Annotated in this window: 13 protein-coding genes; 10 read left to right on the top strand and 3 right to left on the bottom strand. The window is 54.7% G+C overall.

What is annotated here, in order from left to right; translation table 11 throughout:
- Positions 1 to 138: 138 nt before the first annotated feature.
- Both OSB_RS12495 and OSB_RS12500 read left to right on the top strand, forming a co-directional pair.
- Positions 139 to 876 carry a response regulator transcription factor gene (locus OSB_RS12495; RefSeq protein ID WP_049835309.1) on the top strand — a complete coding sequence of 246 codons (738 nt, stop codon included), beginning with the start codon at positions 139 to 141 and terminating at the stop codon, positions 874 to 876.
- 23 nt (positions 877 to 899) lie between these two features.
- Complete coding sequence (locus OSB_RS12500) at positions 900 to 2,324, top strand: sensor histidine kinase (RefSeq protein ID WP_049835310.1); 1,425 nt, start codon at positions 900 to 902, stop codon at positions 2,322 to 2,324.
- Between the two features lie 484 nt (positions 2,325 to 2,808).
- Here the strand turns inward: OSB_RS12500 and OSB_RS12505 are convergent, their stop codons facing one another.
- Together OSB_RS12505 and OSB_RS12510 are read right to left on the bottom strand one after the other, a co-directional pair.
- Positions 2,809 to 3,177, bottom strand: a complete 369-nt coding sequence (locus tag OSB_RS12505) for a lysozyme inhibitor LprI family protein (protein ID WP_159435589.1) — start codon at positions 3,175 to 3,177, stop codon at positions 2,809 to 2,811.
- A gap of 306 nt (positions 3,178 to 3,483) precedes the next feature.
- Positions 3,484 to 4,236: an NAD(P)H-dependent oxidoreductase gene (locus OSB_RS12510; protein ID WP_049835312.1), complete on the bottom strand. Its 753-nt coding sequence runs from the start codon at positions 4,234 to 4,236 to the stop codon at positions 3,484 to 3,486.
- A 156-nt stretch (positions 4,237 to 4,392) separates the two neighbouring features.
- Between OSB_RS12510 and OSB_RS12515 the strand changes: the two genes are divergently transcribed.
- Genes OSB_RS12515 through OSB_RS12535 form a run of 5 tightly spaced genes read left to right on the top strand, consistent with a single transcriptional unit; the run spans position 4,393 to position 9,398 of the window.
- A complete protein-coding gene (locus tag OSB_RS12515) occupies positions 4,393 to 5,187 on the top strand; it encodes a DeoR/GlpR family DNA-binding transcription regulator (RefSeq protein WP_074202302.1) in 795 nt (264 codons plus the stop codon).
- Positions 5,180 to 6,088 (top strand): N-acetylglucosamine kinase, encoded by a 909-nt coding sequence (locus tag OSB_RS12520; protein ID WP_049835313.1) that lies wholly within the window; start codon positions 5,180 to 5,182, stop codon positions 6,086 to 6,088. Before OSB_RS12515 ends, OSB_RS12520 begins: the two co-directional genes overlap by 8 nt.
- A 20-nt stretch (positions 6,089 to 6,108) precedes the next feature.
- The gene (locus OSB_RS12525; protein WP_049835314.1) at positions 6,109 to 7,062 is read left to right on the top strand and encodes an SIS domain-containing protein; all 954 of its coding nucleotides are present in this window, start codon (positions 6,109 to 6,111) and stop codon (positions 7,060 to 7,062) included.
- Positions 7,059 to 8,345: a class II D-tagatose-bisphosphate aldolase, non-catalytic subunit gene (locus tag OSB_RS12530; protein WP_049835315.1), complete on the top strand. Its 1,287-nt coding sequence runs from the start codon at positions 7,059 to 7,061 to the stop codon at positions 8,343 to 8,345. Before OSB_RS12525 ends, OSB_RS12530 begins: the two co-directional genes overlap by 4 nt.
- Positions 8,346 to 8,348: 3 nt before the next feature.
- Entirely contained in the window at positions 8,349 to 9,398 is a 1,050-nt protein-coding gene (locus tag OSB_RS12535) for an ABC transporter ATP-binding protein (RefSeq protein WP_049835316.1), read from the top strand.
- Here OSB_RS12535 and OSB_RS12540 read toward each other — a convergent pair.
- On the bottom strand, positions 9,395 to 10,258 hold the full coding sequence (locus OSB_RS12540) for a helix-turn-helix domain-containing protein (protein ID WP_049835317.1): 864 nt from the start codon (positions 10,256 to 10,258) through the stop codon (positions 9,395 to 9,397). The genes OSB_RS12535 and OSB_RS12540 overlap by 4 nt on opposite strands.
- Before the next feature lie 190 nt (positions 10,259 to 10,448).
- Here OSB_RS12540 and OSB_RS12545 point away from each other — a divergent pair, with 190 nt between their 5' ends.
- From OSB_RS12545 to OSB_RS12555, 3 genes are read left to right on the top strand one after another with little or no spacing between them, the layout of a single operon-like run.
- Positions 10,449 to 11,699 (top strand): ABC transporter substrate-binding protein, encoded by a 1,251-nt coding sequence (locus OSB_RS12545; protein ID WP_049835318.1) that lies wholly within the window; start codon positions 10,449 to 10,451, stop codon positions 11,697 to 11,699.
- Positions 11,700 to 11,732: 33 nt separating this feature from the next.
- A complete protein-coding gene (locus OSB_RS12550; protein ID WP_082166468.1) occupies positions 11,733 to 12,653 on the top strand; it encodes a carbohydrate ABC transporter permease in 921 nt (306 codons plus the stop codon).
- Positions 12,654 to 12,656: 3 nt separating this feature from the next.
- Entirely contained in the window at positions 12,657 to 13,508 is an 852-nt protein-coding gene (locus OSB_RS12555) for a carbohydrate ABC transporter permease (protein ID WP_049835320.1), read from the top strand.
- The last annotated feature ends 6 nt before the right edge of the window (positions 13,509 to 13,514 follow it).

Consider the following 13,514-nt stretch of genomic DNA (forward strand, 5'->3'; position numbering starts at 1 on the left):
CGTGGGGCGGATGTAGAAATTGGCGCGCCTTGTTACACGCTGTTACGTTGCTCTCGATTTTGTTGCATTCTGTTACATAACAAGATGGCGCACCCTTGTCCGATAAGAAACCTCATCGTGCGTTGGAGAAATTGAACCATGGCGATTCCACGTATCCTTGTCGTCGATGATGACCCTGACATGCGGCAGATGATGACGCAGTTTCTGCGACAGAACGGGTCGATTGCCCTACCGGCTGCCAATGAGACCGAGGTCCGCAGCCACATCGATGGGGGCCGCGTTGATCTGGTCTTACTCGACGTAATGTTGGGCGACGAGAATGGACTGGAAATTTGTAAGCGGCTGCGGCGTGAACAGGACGTGCCGATTATTATGGTGTCTGCTTTGTCTGCCGATCACCAGCGTATGGAAGGGTATGCGGTTGGCGCTGACGATTATATCGCCAAACCGTTTAACCCTAAATTGTTGCTGGCGCGGGTCAAAGCAGTGCTGTCGCGCGCGCGTCGGTCGGCGTCCTTGGTGCACCGTCGCAACACCAAAACATTTCAGTTCCATGGATGGACGTATGACGCCAAAACAGGCGACGTTCTATCGCCTGTAAAAGTGCAAGTCGCCCTATCGCACCGCGAAACCGCATTGTTGCAAGTGTTGCTCGCCAACCCGCACATCCCCCTCACACGTGAGGAAATTGCGACCAACCTAGATGCCACTGGCGAAGGCCAGTCTCCCAATGAGGCGACGGGCCGCGCGATTGATGTTTTGGTAGGTCGCTTGCGTAACAAGATCGAAGCGAACCCGAAGGAGCCCCAAATTCTGAAAACGGAACGCGGGGTCGGTTATGTATTCGCCGTAGATGTCGCGGTGTCAGACACGTGAAAAACCCTCTAAACAGCCTGCGCATGATAGGATCTATATTGGTTCTTGCGGCGCTTATTATGGGCGGTGGCACGGTTTGGATGTGGACAAAATCCACGTCCGATTGGCGCGCACATGGCACCGAAGCCTACGATGCTGGCGTGACTTTGTATTACGCAATGCAAAACGGCACCGCCCCCCCAGCAGGCATAGAGTTCGTACGCCTACCCGCCGACGACCAGATACATGCAACAAGCGGATCATTCCGCCAAATTGTGGGTGCTTCGCCTGCCTCGCGGATCACGATTGTCCCAATCTTGCCCGATGCTGCCAATCAGATCACTGGGGCCTCTGTCACTATGGCTATCCTTTCACCCGATCTGACCTACGGTCTTGCAGATCTACCGCGCCGCGACGGGCAAACGGCGGCAGAAACCATGGGCGCGATCACTCGAAAATTGGCCACGTTATGTAACGATCCGTTTGTCGTGGCCCGCATGGGAGATGCCGACTGGGTTGAAGTGGAAGGCGACGCGGTTTGGGGGTGCGCCGCTGCCCCCCCTGATCGCCGCATACTCGCAGCGCTTTTGGCGGTGGTCGCCACCGGCATTCTCATGACCGTCGCGTTGAATTTGCCCGTGTCATTCTTGTCCTTTGCGGGACAGCTGAGAAACCGCCGACGCGTCGGCGGCCCCACTCGCTATGATCCAACTGGCCCACAAGAACTGCAAGAAATCATTACAGCAGTTAACAGCTATCTGGAAATCGAACGCGAGCAATTGGCGGGTCGTGCCGCTGTCCTCTCGGGCGTGAGCCACGATCTTGGCACACCCGCCACACGGCTCCGCCTGCGCGCCGCGTTGATCCAAGACGCAGACTTACGCCGCAAATTTGAAACCGACATCGACAGCATGACAGGCATCATCGAAAGCGTGCTGACCTATACCCATGTGGAAATGGGTGCCGAAGAACCGCGTAACCTGTCGTTGACGTCGCTGTTGGACGCAATCGTTTCCAACTACCAAGACGTGGACCGCCCAGTGACATTGCGCAAAGCCAAAGACGTCATCGTTCAAGGTGGGAAATCTATCTTCATGTCGCGGCAAGGCTACGGTGTGGTGTCCAATGATCGTGACACAGTCGTTTATGGGCGTCCCGTATCGCTTGAACGGGCGATCACCAACTTGATTGAGAACGCGCTTAAATACGGTCGCCGCGCTACGGTATCGCTAGAAGCAAACGCGCACTCCGCAACCATCATCATCGAAGATGAAGGCTCTGAAAGTTCTGCCGCTGAGATAGAAGAGCTTTTGGCACCGTTTCAACGTGGTGAGAACACCAAGACGATAGATGGCCACGGACTTGGACTTACTATTGTGGCGACAATCGCTAAACTGCATGGCGGCAGACTGACATTCGAAGACTCCGCAACGGGTGTAACGGCGCGGTTAGTTATTCAGCGATCTTGAGGCATAGAACGAAAAATAGACAGCCACGACGATTAGATATGCAATACTTCAATTGGCCAGAAGCGCTTTTTTTATTGCGGACTGCCGCCGGAATGGTCGGAGTTTAGCGTTAGGTCGCTACTGCTCTCAGAAGGGTGGTTTACTCGGATAGTAGATCATCGAGCCATGCGATTGCAGCGCAACACTACAATGTCCGCTTTGGCGAAGTAGCAGCTGGACTCGATTTTCAATATATATGGCCACTGAGGGCCGTGTTATCAGGGCTGTATTTTTCTGTTTCCCGAAATCAGACATTCGCGGCATCGCAAAAAATAGGTAGTGCGGGCTCTCAGCGGTCGTAAGCTGCGCTGACCACGAACGACTGGTCTAGTATGAACGGACTTTCGCTGCACGGTGCCTGAACTGGAAGACTGCGGACTCTGCTGCCTTTAGCTGCACTTGCGCCAATGTCTGCTTCGCGGATTAGAGATTTTCACCCCGGTCGCTATCCTTGGAATTCAGAGCGGTTCACGACATCGCGCAGAAAATCGATCCGTTTTGCCGTATATTCAGCATGGCAATATGCAGCGCCGCTGTCATGGGCAAACAATAGTGGCCAGTATACCTTGCAGTCGCGTTCGCGCGTATTGCTCCAACTGATTTGAGACGCCTGCAGGTCATTGGCAAAATTTTGGCCTATAGAAAATTTAATAAACGTCATCGCATCGGTAAATTCGATTGCCAATTGTAAGTCCCATGCGGCAGCTTCGTCGGCCCAGCATTCCGTTGGGTCTTGGCTTTGGACGCATCCATTTTCACGGACTTGATTTTCATTCACGATGCTAAGGCAGTCTGCCGCATGTTCGGCAGTCACCAAGCTACTTGCGAGCGTCACAGAGCCGACACCTCCTGCAATGAAATTACGTAACTGCCCGATGTGCCTTGGTAAGGATAGCGCGGTTCAACGCTATTGGTATCGCAGGTCAGCCTAACAGGTGCTTGCCCCGGCAGCGTTACCGTTATTCCCCCAGCTTTCCTCCACGTTTAGCATGGTGCCTGCTAATTCTATTTCGGTACCAAAAATTCATCTTAGGTCAACTGACTTTCATCACTTAGCCGATGTTGCTGTAGACCGCAGCATTGGTCAGATTGGGCTCTAATGCGCGCCTAAGGGTGCTGTTTAGATGTGGGTGATAAAAGCTGTCACGCTTTGTGCATCAGCCCTTAGGCGGCCATCTTCATCAAAATTACTATCCTCATTGAATTGCATCAGGGGCAATTCGTCGAAACCGTCGATGATGCCAGCATGCGCGGATAATCGATCCGCCAACCTCGCCTCTGTCTGCTGTTTTTCATGGTCTTTCCAATAACCGTGAACTCCGTGGATGACCTGTGGTTGGGCGACGTTACATCCCAGATATCGAAAGGTGTAAGCCAATGGCCACAGAAGCATACGCACGTCGCCCTCTTTGCCGTCTGGTGAGCTTTCGCTTTCGCCAGATCCTGTGCTGGTACAAAACAATACGGTTTTGTCGCGGTACCGCCCTGCATCAAATCGTTCGCTCGCGGTGTGCATCGCGCCGTTTGCTAGGACACGCTCACACCAGCCTTTGATAATCGCGGGTGGGCCGAACCACCAGATTGGGAAGTGCAAAATGATCCTGTCAGCCGCTCTGAATTTTGCGATTTCGGCTTCGATTTCGGTTGGCAGCGTCCCGCGCTCTGATGCTTCCTCCTGACATTTAAGAACGTCTGAACCTGTATGATCTGGATAGTGTTCAAACCGCTCGACCGGATCAAAATTCATCTGCACCAAATCTGAACGTGACACAGTTCCACCTGCTTGCAGGCATGCCTGTTCTGTTTTTTTCGCCCATGAATTGGTGAAAGAGCCCCTAGAAGGATGGGCTGTTATGATCAATGTATGTGTCATGCAAAAGCTCCTAAGGCATTCATTTGAATGGTGTTTGATGCAACGTACCGCGCGGTTTCTGGGATGGAAATGCACAATATGATCATTATAAGTCATTTTGGTGATTGTTTTTGATCGTATTATTTGGTTGGATGCATTTGAACCAAGGATGGAATCATGACCGAAGATCGTCAATCTAAACTGCTCTTGTTGCTTTTATCGCAAGGTCAGAAGTCGGTGCATGATATTGTGGTCGCCTTAAATGCCTCTCCTGCGACTGTGCGGCGGGATCTGTCCGAACTGGAGCAATCGGGGCGGATCGAACGGCTGCATGGGGGCGCGCGCATCGCAACCGGATCACAAAAGGAACTGGCATTCTCGGCGCGTGAAGACAATCAGATCGCTGCAAAGCGTGCGATTGCCAACGCGGCCTCTGCGCTTATCCAGCCGAATGAGGCAATTTTTCTGGATGCTGGTACGACTGTTCTTCAACTGGCGCGCCATATCAAAAGCAATTCGGTTCCGATCAATGTGTTCACCAACGGGTTGGTCATCGCGCAAGAACTGGCGCACGTCGCCCATGTGAACGTCACGCTTATTGGCGGCCGCGTGCGATCTGAAAACCTGTCGATGGTGGGGCCAGCTGCGATTGCGATGTTGGACAGCTTATGGTTCGACCGCTTGTTTTTAGGGGCCTCTGCCATTGATCTTGGGGGTCACATCACAAGTCTTGACGCAGACGAAGCCGCAACAAACGCACAAATGGTTGCACGCAGTGCATCGCTGGTCGTTCTTGCTGATGGTACGAAATTCAACACACGCATCACCCACGCGGTCACCAAATTGGGCGAAGGCAACCATTTGATCTCGGACGCGAAACCGACAGGCGCGTTTGGTGCATTTATTGATGCAGCCGATGTGTCATTTACCCAGTCTGGCAAGCCCGCGACCCTTCGGGTTTCACATGGATAGGACTGTTCTGTGCATTGATGGTGGGGGCACCAAAACGGCGGGCCTTGTTGCGGACGTCCACGGCGCATTGCATACTTTGACGCCAGCGGAGGGGTGCAATCCGCAAGATAGGCTCGGTTGGCAGAATGCGCTTGGTTCCCTTTTTGATCAGGCGCCGGGCATCGATTTTGCAGTCATTGGCATGCCCGGTTTTGGGGAAGTCCCAAAGCATGATACCGAAGCCGTAAATTTCATCAAAACTAAGATCAGCGCCGATCATCTGATCATCAATGACGTCGAATTGGCCTTTCGCGGTGCGTTCCCTGATCGGAACGGTGTTTTGGTTCTGGCGGGCACAGGATCAATGGCCATCGGGCAAGCTGGTGGCGATATTCGGCGATCTGGCGGGTGGGGCCATTGGCTGGGCGATGAGGGCAGCGCGTTCTGGATCGGGCAACAGGCGTTGTCACGCGCCGCGGCAGAACTGGATGGCAGAACGCCACACGTCGGGTTCGCCGCGAAATTGGCTGATGCGCTAGATGCGCCAAACCATCCTTTCGGGCTTTTGGACTGGGCAATGCAGGATGGTTCAAGTCGTGCGCGGATCGCAAGTGTTGCACGTACCGTGGATGATTTGTCTTTGTCAGGTGACGTCACCGCGCGTTCTATTTTGGGCGCAGCCGCATGCCATTTGACCGCATTGGCGCAATCTGTTTTGCACACGTCCCAGCCGTGGGCCCATGCCGGTTCTGTCTTTCAAAGCACACACATCACTGACGCGATGACGCAGTCACTTGGCCCGGCAAAACCACCCGCGACAAGCGCGTTGGTCGGGGGCGTTCTTCATGCTGCGACACTGGCAGGGTGGGACACCTCACCTGCTTGGACCGATAAAGTTATGTCGCAAGGCACTCATTTATGACACTCAAAGGAGCCTCTCAGATGGCACTCACAATTGATGGTATCACCGGACAATTCGACTTTTGGCGCAAGGCAAAGATGCCAGCGCCATTGCCTGTTACCGAAGTCACCTACGTCGTGATCGGCTGTGGGACCAGCTATAACCTTGCCCTCGCCGTGGCCGCTGCAATGTGCGCTGCGGGCCACAGCGCGATTGGCGTGCCTGCGGGTGAATGGTTTGACCGACCAGAGGCCTATCTGCCCAAAAGTGCCAACGCTAAGATCATTGCATTGTCGCGCAGCGGCACGACAACAGAAACGGTGCGGGCCGCACAGGCCAGTCGGGCGCGGGGCCTTCATGTGACGGGGATATCTTGCGCGCCAAAGACCGCATTGGAAGCCGCCTCTGACACGGTAATCGTCTATGACACGCATCCTGCCGAAGGCATAGTGATGACATCATCTGCGTCCTTGATGCTGCTTGCAGGCTATGCGTTGGCCGGCCTGACGGTTGATGATGTACTCACAGCACAGGCAGAAACGTTGCTGAACGCATTGAACGCCGCTGATATTGCCCCATTCCATACCCGCGACCACATCGTGTTTCTTGGTGGGGGTGCACATTACGGCGTTATGCTTGAAGGCGGCCTGAAGCTAATGGAAATGGCGATCACCGCGACGCAGACGTTTCATCCCGGTGAATATCGCCACGGCCCGATCAGCTTGATCGACGAAGGATCTGCGGTCGTTATGCTGTATCACAGCGACACAGCAGCGGCGGACGCGGATCTTGTCCAAGAAGTCCAAGCCAAAGGCGCATTCGTTGTCGGGATTGGTGGGCCGGGGGATGTGTCCTTGCCTGTCGGCGCAATCGGTGACCTTGTGGGCGCAGAAGCCCTGCCAGCGTTACAATTGCTCGGCGAACGTCATGCACAATCCAAGAACATTGACACCACAGCCCCCCGCCACTTGAGTAAAGTCGTGGTTTTAGCATGACCCCACTAGAGGCTTTTATCGCGCTGCCAGCGGCCCATGGTGCCGGTCAAAAACCAGGTGTGACCTGCGTGTGTTCCGCGCATCCGTTGGTCATCGAGGCCGGATTGATCGAGGCCCACACCGCCGGTCAAATCCCTTGCATTGAAGCGACGTGCAATCAGGTCAACCAAGACGGCGGATATACCGGAATGACCCCGGCTGATTTTCGCGACATTGTGATGGGTATTGCCGATACGGTTGGCGTCCCGCACGACACCATACTGCTTGGCGGGGATCACCTTGGCCCGAACCCATGGCGTCATTTACCTGCGCAAGATGCTATGGCCAAGGCGCTCGTGATGACAAAAGCCTACGCTCAAGCCGGATTTGCAAAAATCCATCTGGATGCGTCAATGTCGTGCGCCGACGATCCCATCCCCCTCAGCAATGACGTCATCGCCGCGCGCGCCGCAGCCCTTATGGCGCAGTCTGAAGATGGGGCCACAGCCGGTGGCCATCCGCCCCCCGCCTATATCATTGGCACCGAAGTTCCAGTTCCCGGTGGCGCATCAGAGGGCCACGAACATTTGGTCGTGTCCCGCCCCGAAGACGCGGCTGCCACCGTGTTGGCCCATGTAGACGCGTTAAGATCGGCAAACCTTGACCACGTCTGGCCCCGAATTGTCGGCCTTGTCGTTCAGCCCGGTGTCGAATTTGGCCAGATCGACATTGATCGTTATGTTTCAAGCGCAGCAGCACAGTTGTCTGAATGGCGGGCGGCCCAAGACGCCTTAGTCTTCGAAGCCCATTCGACCGACTATCAACCCGCACAAGTCCTGTCCCAATTGGTGCAAGACGGCTTTCCAATCCTCAAGGTTGGCCCTGGATTAACCTTTGCGATGCGCGAGGCATTTTACGGATTGGATGCCATCGCGGGTGAAATGTCGGATGACTACGTGGCCGGATTCCTGCCCAAAACAATGGAAGCGGTCATGATGGAAAACCCAGTACAATGGCGCAGTTATGTCAGCGGCACCGAGCATGAACAAAAAACCCAGCGCCATTTCGGGCGGTCCGACCGGATCCGGTATTTGTGGCCGGACCCGACCGCGAAGGCCGCGATGGATACCCTTTTGGCGACGCTTGGGAGCAGCGAAATACCGTGGTCTTTGATCTCTCAACATCTTGGCCGCTTGGCGGATGATGTTGCGGACGGCACGCAATTGCCCGTGGCGCGCGACCTTGTTCTTGGCGCGATCCGTGCGGCCTTGGCCCCCTACACCACCGCCTGTCAGGAGGGCTAGACTATGGGTACGTTGAAACTGGATAACATCACTAAGTCCTACGGCGCCGTAGAAGTGTTACACGGCATCAATTTCGATGTGGCCGAAGGGGAATTTATCGCCCTTGTGGGCCCATCCGGCTGCGGGAAATCCACGCTTTTGCGGATGATCGCGGGGCTTGAGGCCGTCACATCAGGCGAGATTTCAATGGGCGATAAAGTCGTTAACGAAGTCGCACCCGCCGAACGTGATGTGGCCATGGTGTTTCAATCCTACGCTTTGTATCCGCATATGACCGTGCGCCAGAACATGGGGTTTGCTCTGGAAATGGCATCGGTGCCCAAGGCCGAAGCTGCTAAATCCGTTGAACATGCGGCAAACATTTTGGGCCTGACGCCGTATCTGAAACGCCGCCCTAAAGAACTATCTGGCGGGCAAATGCAACGCGTGGCGATGGGGCGTGCCATCGTGCGCAACCCAGAGATTTTCTTGTTCGACGAACCGCTATCCAATCTTGATGCACAACTGCGCGGACAGGTGCGCGGCGAAATCCAGACCCTGCATGACAAACTGAAAACGACGACGATTTATGTGACTCATGATCAAGTCGAAGCGATGACACTGGCCGACCGGCTTGTGGTACTGCGCGCCGGGCATGTCGAACAGATCGGCACGCCACTTGATCTTTATGACCGTCCTTTAACGCCATTCGTGGCTGGATTTATTGGTGCACCGCCGATGAACCTGTTTGAAGGATCATATGCTGCGGGTGCCTTAACGCTCCAAGATAGTACAAAGCTGGTCGTGGCCACGGGAATACATCTGGCGCAAGAAGATACGACGATTATTGGTGTGCGACCCGAGCATTTGCACCGTGCCGCCCATGGGTGGCCTGCCAAAGTGACGCTTGTGGAAACGATGGGTCATGAAACCCATGTTTCGGCGATGATTGGTGAAACGGCCGTGACTTACACCATGACAACACGCGATTTCCCCAAAGCCGGAGACGACATTTTCTTGTCCCCTGACCCGACGCAGTTGCACGTTTTCCGCAATGGCGAACGCCAGAACTAATGCCCGCGCATCTTGGAGCGGTAATCGCGTGGTGTCCGCCCAAGATGCGTTTTGAACGCATCATAAAGCCGCGTCAAAGAACTGTATCCGGCGCGGTGTGCGATCTCTGAAATGCCATGATCGGTCTCTGCCAGAAGCCGCATCGCGAGGCTTAACCTTTGGCGACGCAGGTATTGCGCGATGGTCATTCCAAGGACACGACGAAAGGCGGCTTGTGCGTTTGTGGGGTGCAATCCGGTCTGGCTTGCGATGATTGCAACATCAATCGGGTCGGCCAAATTATCCTGAATGAACGCCGTCATTTGCTCCACATGCCGCACACCGGTTGCCCGCCGTCCCTTCAACAAATCCGCCCCCTCAAGTGTGCCCGATTGGCGTGGTTCCACAGACATACGCCGTAGCCGCAACAGGATTTCTTCGCGCCAGATTTGTTGCACAACAGTGTCCGCACCGCCCCAACCCGCCGCCATATCCTCAAGCCTGTAACCGTCTTCGGGGGATTCCACACCCGATTGCACAAGCGCGCCCGCCAACACAGACGCCCGAAATTCGGGATCAATTGGCAAGGCCAAAAAACTACCGATTGGGATGTAAGCGCAATACATCATCTGGTCTTCTTGCACCGATATAGTCTGGTGATTTATCGCCGCCCAAAATACCCCGATGCGACGCGGCAACAGCGACACGCGCCGCCCGTTCATCAGGTAATCTATCCGACCTTTGGGGACCCAGTTGATCTCAAGGTGGTCATGCCAATGCGCGGCAGGCATGGCATCCGCCTCGTGGCGCTCGACAAAAAAATCATCAGGCGCAAGGCCCTCTTCGGGGGGGTCATAAAGACGCGTATCAGCCGTTGACATGAAAACCTCTAAATCACTTCTTTTCCGGAAAATATTACCCTAGCGTCGGAAAAAATTCAAGCCAAACTTCGTAAATACGATGCTAGGCTGTTTCCATCTTACGCACTCGGGCATCAAACAAGACCCAAGGCAAAGATATTTTTTGCAGCACAACCCATAGTGGGAGTGCGCGACACGGAGGTTCTAACCAATGAAAAAATATACAAACATTTTCGCAACTACGGCATTGGCGACCATGATGGTCCCCGGCCTTGCGGCGGCGCAAACCGACCTGACCTATATGATGTGGGGCGACCCGCCAGAAATCGCCGTCTGGGAACAGCTGGTCGAGGCGTTTCAGGTAGAACATCCTGACATTAACATTGCCGTCGAAGTGTCTGACTGGGGCACCTATTGGGAAAAACTTCTGGTGCAGGTCGCCGGTGGTGATGCGCCTGATCTGTTCGCCATGGACGCCCCGATTTACCCTGATTGGCAAGCTCGTGGAGCCTTGCTTGATATCACACCATACTTGGCCGATTCTGACGTTCTGGATGGTATTTATGCTGGGCCACTGTCGTCCTATCAACTTGAAGCTGGCACATTCGGCCTGCCCCGCGATTTCCAGACCATCGTGATGTATTACAACAAAGCGATGCTTGACGAAGCCGGACTTGAGTATCCGTCCGCTGATTGGACGCTGGATGATCTGCGCACCACCGCTGCAGCCCTTACAATCGACAAAGACGGCGACGGCAATATTGATCAATGGGGCATTGGCACCGAAGCATGGGACATGGAGCCATTTTGGGGCCCGGTTGTGTTTGCCCACGGCGGCGAAATCATATCAGAAGACTTTTCGACCACGTTAATGACCGAAGGCCCAGCACGCGATGCGTTTGATTACATCAACGCGCTGATCGTCGAAGATAAATCCATCATGTCCGAAGAAAACCTTGAATCCTACGGTTGGGATGGTTTTCAGGCAGGCGTGGCTGCGATGACGTTCTCGGGTCACTGGGTTATTCCTGCCTATTCTAGCCTTGATTTTGATTGGGCTGTGGCACCGTTCCCGTCCGGTCCAGCTGGTCGTGCGACATTGGTTAATTCTGCCGGTATCGTGGGCAGTGCGACAACAGAACATCCAGATGAAGTTTATGAATTCATGGAGTTTGTGGTGTCTGAAGAAGGTCAATCGATCCTCGCATCTTTGGGTTTTGCCATTCCGGTGAACAGAGCGGCGGCCTCTGGTCCTGCGTACCTGGAACAGACATCGCCAGGGGATCACGTGATGTTTGTGGATGCGCTTGAATATGCGCGCGCCAAGCCGGCGTTTCGCGGGTACGAAGAATGGTCCGGCCTTGTTGGCGAACCCCTTGGTATGACGTGGGCCGGTGAATGGTCAATTTCCGAGGCTCTCGATGAAATCGCGGCAACTGCTGACGACGCTCTCGGAAATTAATTCTCCCCGTCGGGGCGGCGTAATGCTGCCCCGATGACTTTTTTACCCAACATTCGATTGGAATGCGGCGTTATGCAAGTCGACGGAATGACGCCAAAAGGCCGCGAGAGGTTTTGGACCGGGGTCTTGCTCACGCCGACAATGCTCGGACTTGGGCTTGGCGTTTTGGGGTCGATCTTTGCGACACTCTGGTTGGGCTTTTACGACTGGGATTTGTTCACCGCGCCCGAATGGGTTGGTCTTGAAAACTACACCGACCTGCCCGGTGATCGCCGATTTATGCAGTCCCTGCGCGTCACAACCCTTTTTTCTGCCATCTACGTCCCTGGCACCGTGATCCTTAGCATCGCGATAGCACTGTTGCTCAACCGTCATGTCGTTGGTAAATCGCTGTTCCGGCTGTTCTTTTTCCTCCCCGTTGTGACGTCGCCCGTAGCCGTTGGTCTTGTCTGGAGCTGGATTTATTCCCGCGATCAGGGGCTTCTTAACAACATGCTGTCAACCGTTGGGATGGATCCTGTCTATTGGCTGGGGCGCGATATGGCGCTGTATTCCGTGGTGGTCGTGAATATCTGGGGCGCTGTGGGCGAAGGCATGATTATCTTCCTCGCGGGCCTGCAAGCCATTCCCAAAAACCTGTACGAGGCCGCAATGTTAGATGGCGCCTCGCGATCCAAGCAATTCTGGCGCATCACGCTGCCCCTGCTGATCCCGTCGATCTTTTTCCAAGTCATTCTGTCGACCATTAACGCTTTCCAGGCGTTCGATTACGTTTACGTGCTGACATCCACCCAAGGGGGCGGATCAACCATGCCGACGCTGGTGTTCAATCTCTACCGCGAAGGGTTCAAGTTCTTCCGCATGGGGGACGCCGCCGCACAGGCAGTCGTTCTGGCCGGTATCATCATGGTGCTGACGTTGATCTACAATCAACTCCAGAAACGGTGGGGCTAGGTCATGTCAAACGCCCACCTTCTTAAACCCACATTCGGCAACCACATGCGCGAAAACGCGATCTTTTACGCGCTGTTGTTGTTGGGCACGTTCATCATGATAGGCCCGTTTGTGTGGATGATGTCCACCGCCCTCAAGGTGCCCGGCGATCAGTTTGATCAACGCCTGATCCCGCAAGAAATCACTCTCGATAACTTTTCGAACGCGTGGCAGTTGATGGAGTTTCGCCATCTGGTCTGGAACAGTTTCAAAATTGCGGCACTGTCGACCATCGGCCAGTTGATCACCTGTTCCATGGGCGCGTTCGTGTTTGCTGTCGTCAAATTCCGTGGTCGCGAAGCATTGTTCGTTTTGCTTTTGGCCACACTGATGATCCCCGCGCAGATGACGGTGATCCCCCAATTCCTGATTTTCCGCTGGCTTGGCCTTTATGGGACCGCCGCCCCGCTTTACCTTCCTGCATTTCTAGGCGGTGCCTTCGGTGTCTTTCTGCTGCGTCAATATTTCCGCACGATCCCTATGGATCTGATGGACGCCGCCCGCCTTGATGGCGCATCGCTGTTGTCGATCTGGTGGCGCATCTATTTGCCATTGGCGCGCCCGGCTCTGGCGGCACTTGCCATCTTTGCGTTCATGTCATCGTGGAACGACCTGTTCACCGCGCTGATCTACCTGCCGTCTGATCTTGAAAAAACGACGCTCCCGGTCGGGCTTTCACTCTTTCAACGGCTGTATCGCGCAGAGTGGACGATCATGATGGCCGCGGTCCTAATCTCGGTCACCCCGATCATGATCGCATTCTTTTTCGTTCAACGTCAGTTCATTGCGGGCATCGCGATGACGGGCGTCAAATAACCCCCT

The sequence above is a fragment of the Octadecabacter temperatus genome, from assembly GCF_001187845.1.
Classification (GTDB): Bacteria; Pseudomonadota; Alphaproteobacteria; order Rhodobacterales; family Rhodobacteraceae; genus Octadecabacter; species Octadecabacter temperatus.

What these genes read in the sequence shown, in the direction of transcription:
- OSB_RS12495 (WP_049835309.1), top strand. Translation starts at nt 139, where the DNA reads ATGGCGATTCCACGTATCCTTGTCGTCGATGATGACCCTGACATGCGG.
- OSB_RS12500 (WP_049835310.1), top strand. Translation starts at nt 900, where the DNA reads ATGATAGGATCTATATTGGTTCTTGCGGCGCTTATTATGGGCGGTGGC.
- OSB_RS12510 (WP_049835312.1), bottom strand. Translation starts at nt 4,236, where the DNA reads ATGACACATACATTGATCATAACAGCCCATCCTTCTAGGGGCTCTTTC.
- OSB_RS12515 (WP_074202302.1), top strand. Translation starts at nt 4,393, where the DNA reads ATGACCGAAGATCGTCAATCTAAACTGCTCTTGTTGCTTTTATCGCAA.
- OSB_RS12520 (WP_049835313.1), top strand. Translation starts at nt 5,180, where the DNA reads ATGGATAGGACTGTTCTGTGCATTGATGGTGGGGGCACCAAAACGGCG.
- OSB_RS12525 (WP_049835314.1), top strand. Translation starts at nt 6,109, where the DNA reads ATGGCACTCACAATTGATGGTATCACCGGACAATTCGACTTTTGGCGC.
- OSB_RS12530 (WP_049835315.1), top strand. Translation starts at nt 7,059, where the DNA reads ATGACCCCACTAGAGGCTTTTATCGCGCTGCCAGCGGCCCATGGTGCC.
- OSB_RS12535 (WP_049835316.1), top strand. Translation starts at nt 8,349, where the DNA reads ATGGGTACGTTGAAACTGGATAACATCACTAAGTCCTACGGCGCCGTA.
- OSB_RS12540 (WP_049835317.1), bottom strand. Translation starts at nt 10,258, where the DNA reads ATGTCAACGGCTGATACGCGTCTTTATGACCCCCCCGAAGAGGGCCTT.
- OSB_RS12545 (WP_049835318.1), top strand. Translation starts at nt 10,449, where the DNA reads ATGAAAAAATATACAAACATTTTCGCAACTACGGCATTGGCGACCATG.
- OSB_RS12550 (WP_082166468.1), top strand. Translation starts at nt 11,733, where the DNA reads ATGACTTTTTTACCCAACATTCGATTGGAATGCGGCGTTATGCAAGTC.
- OSB_RS12555 (WP_049835320.1), top strand. Translation starts at nt 12,657, where the DNA reads ATGTCAAACGCCCACCTTCTTAAACCCACATTCGGCAACCACATGCGC.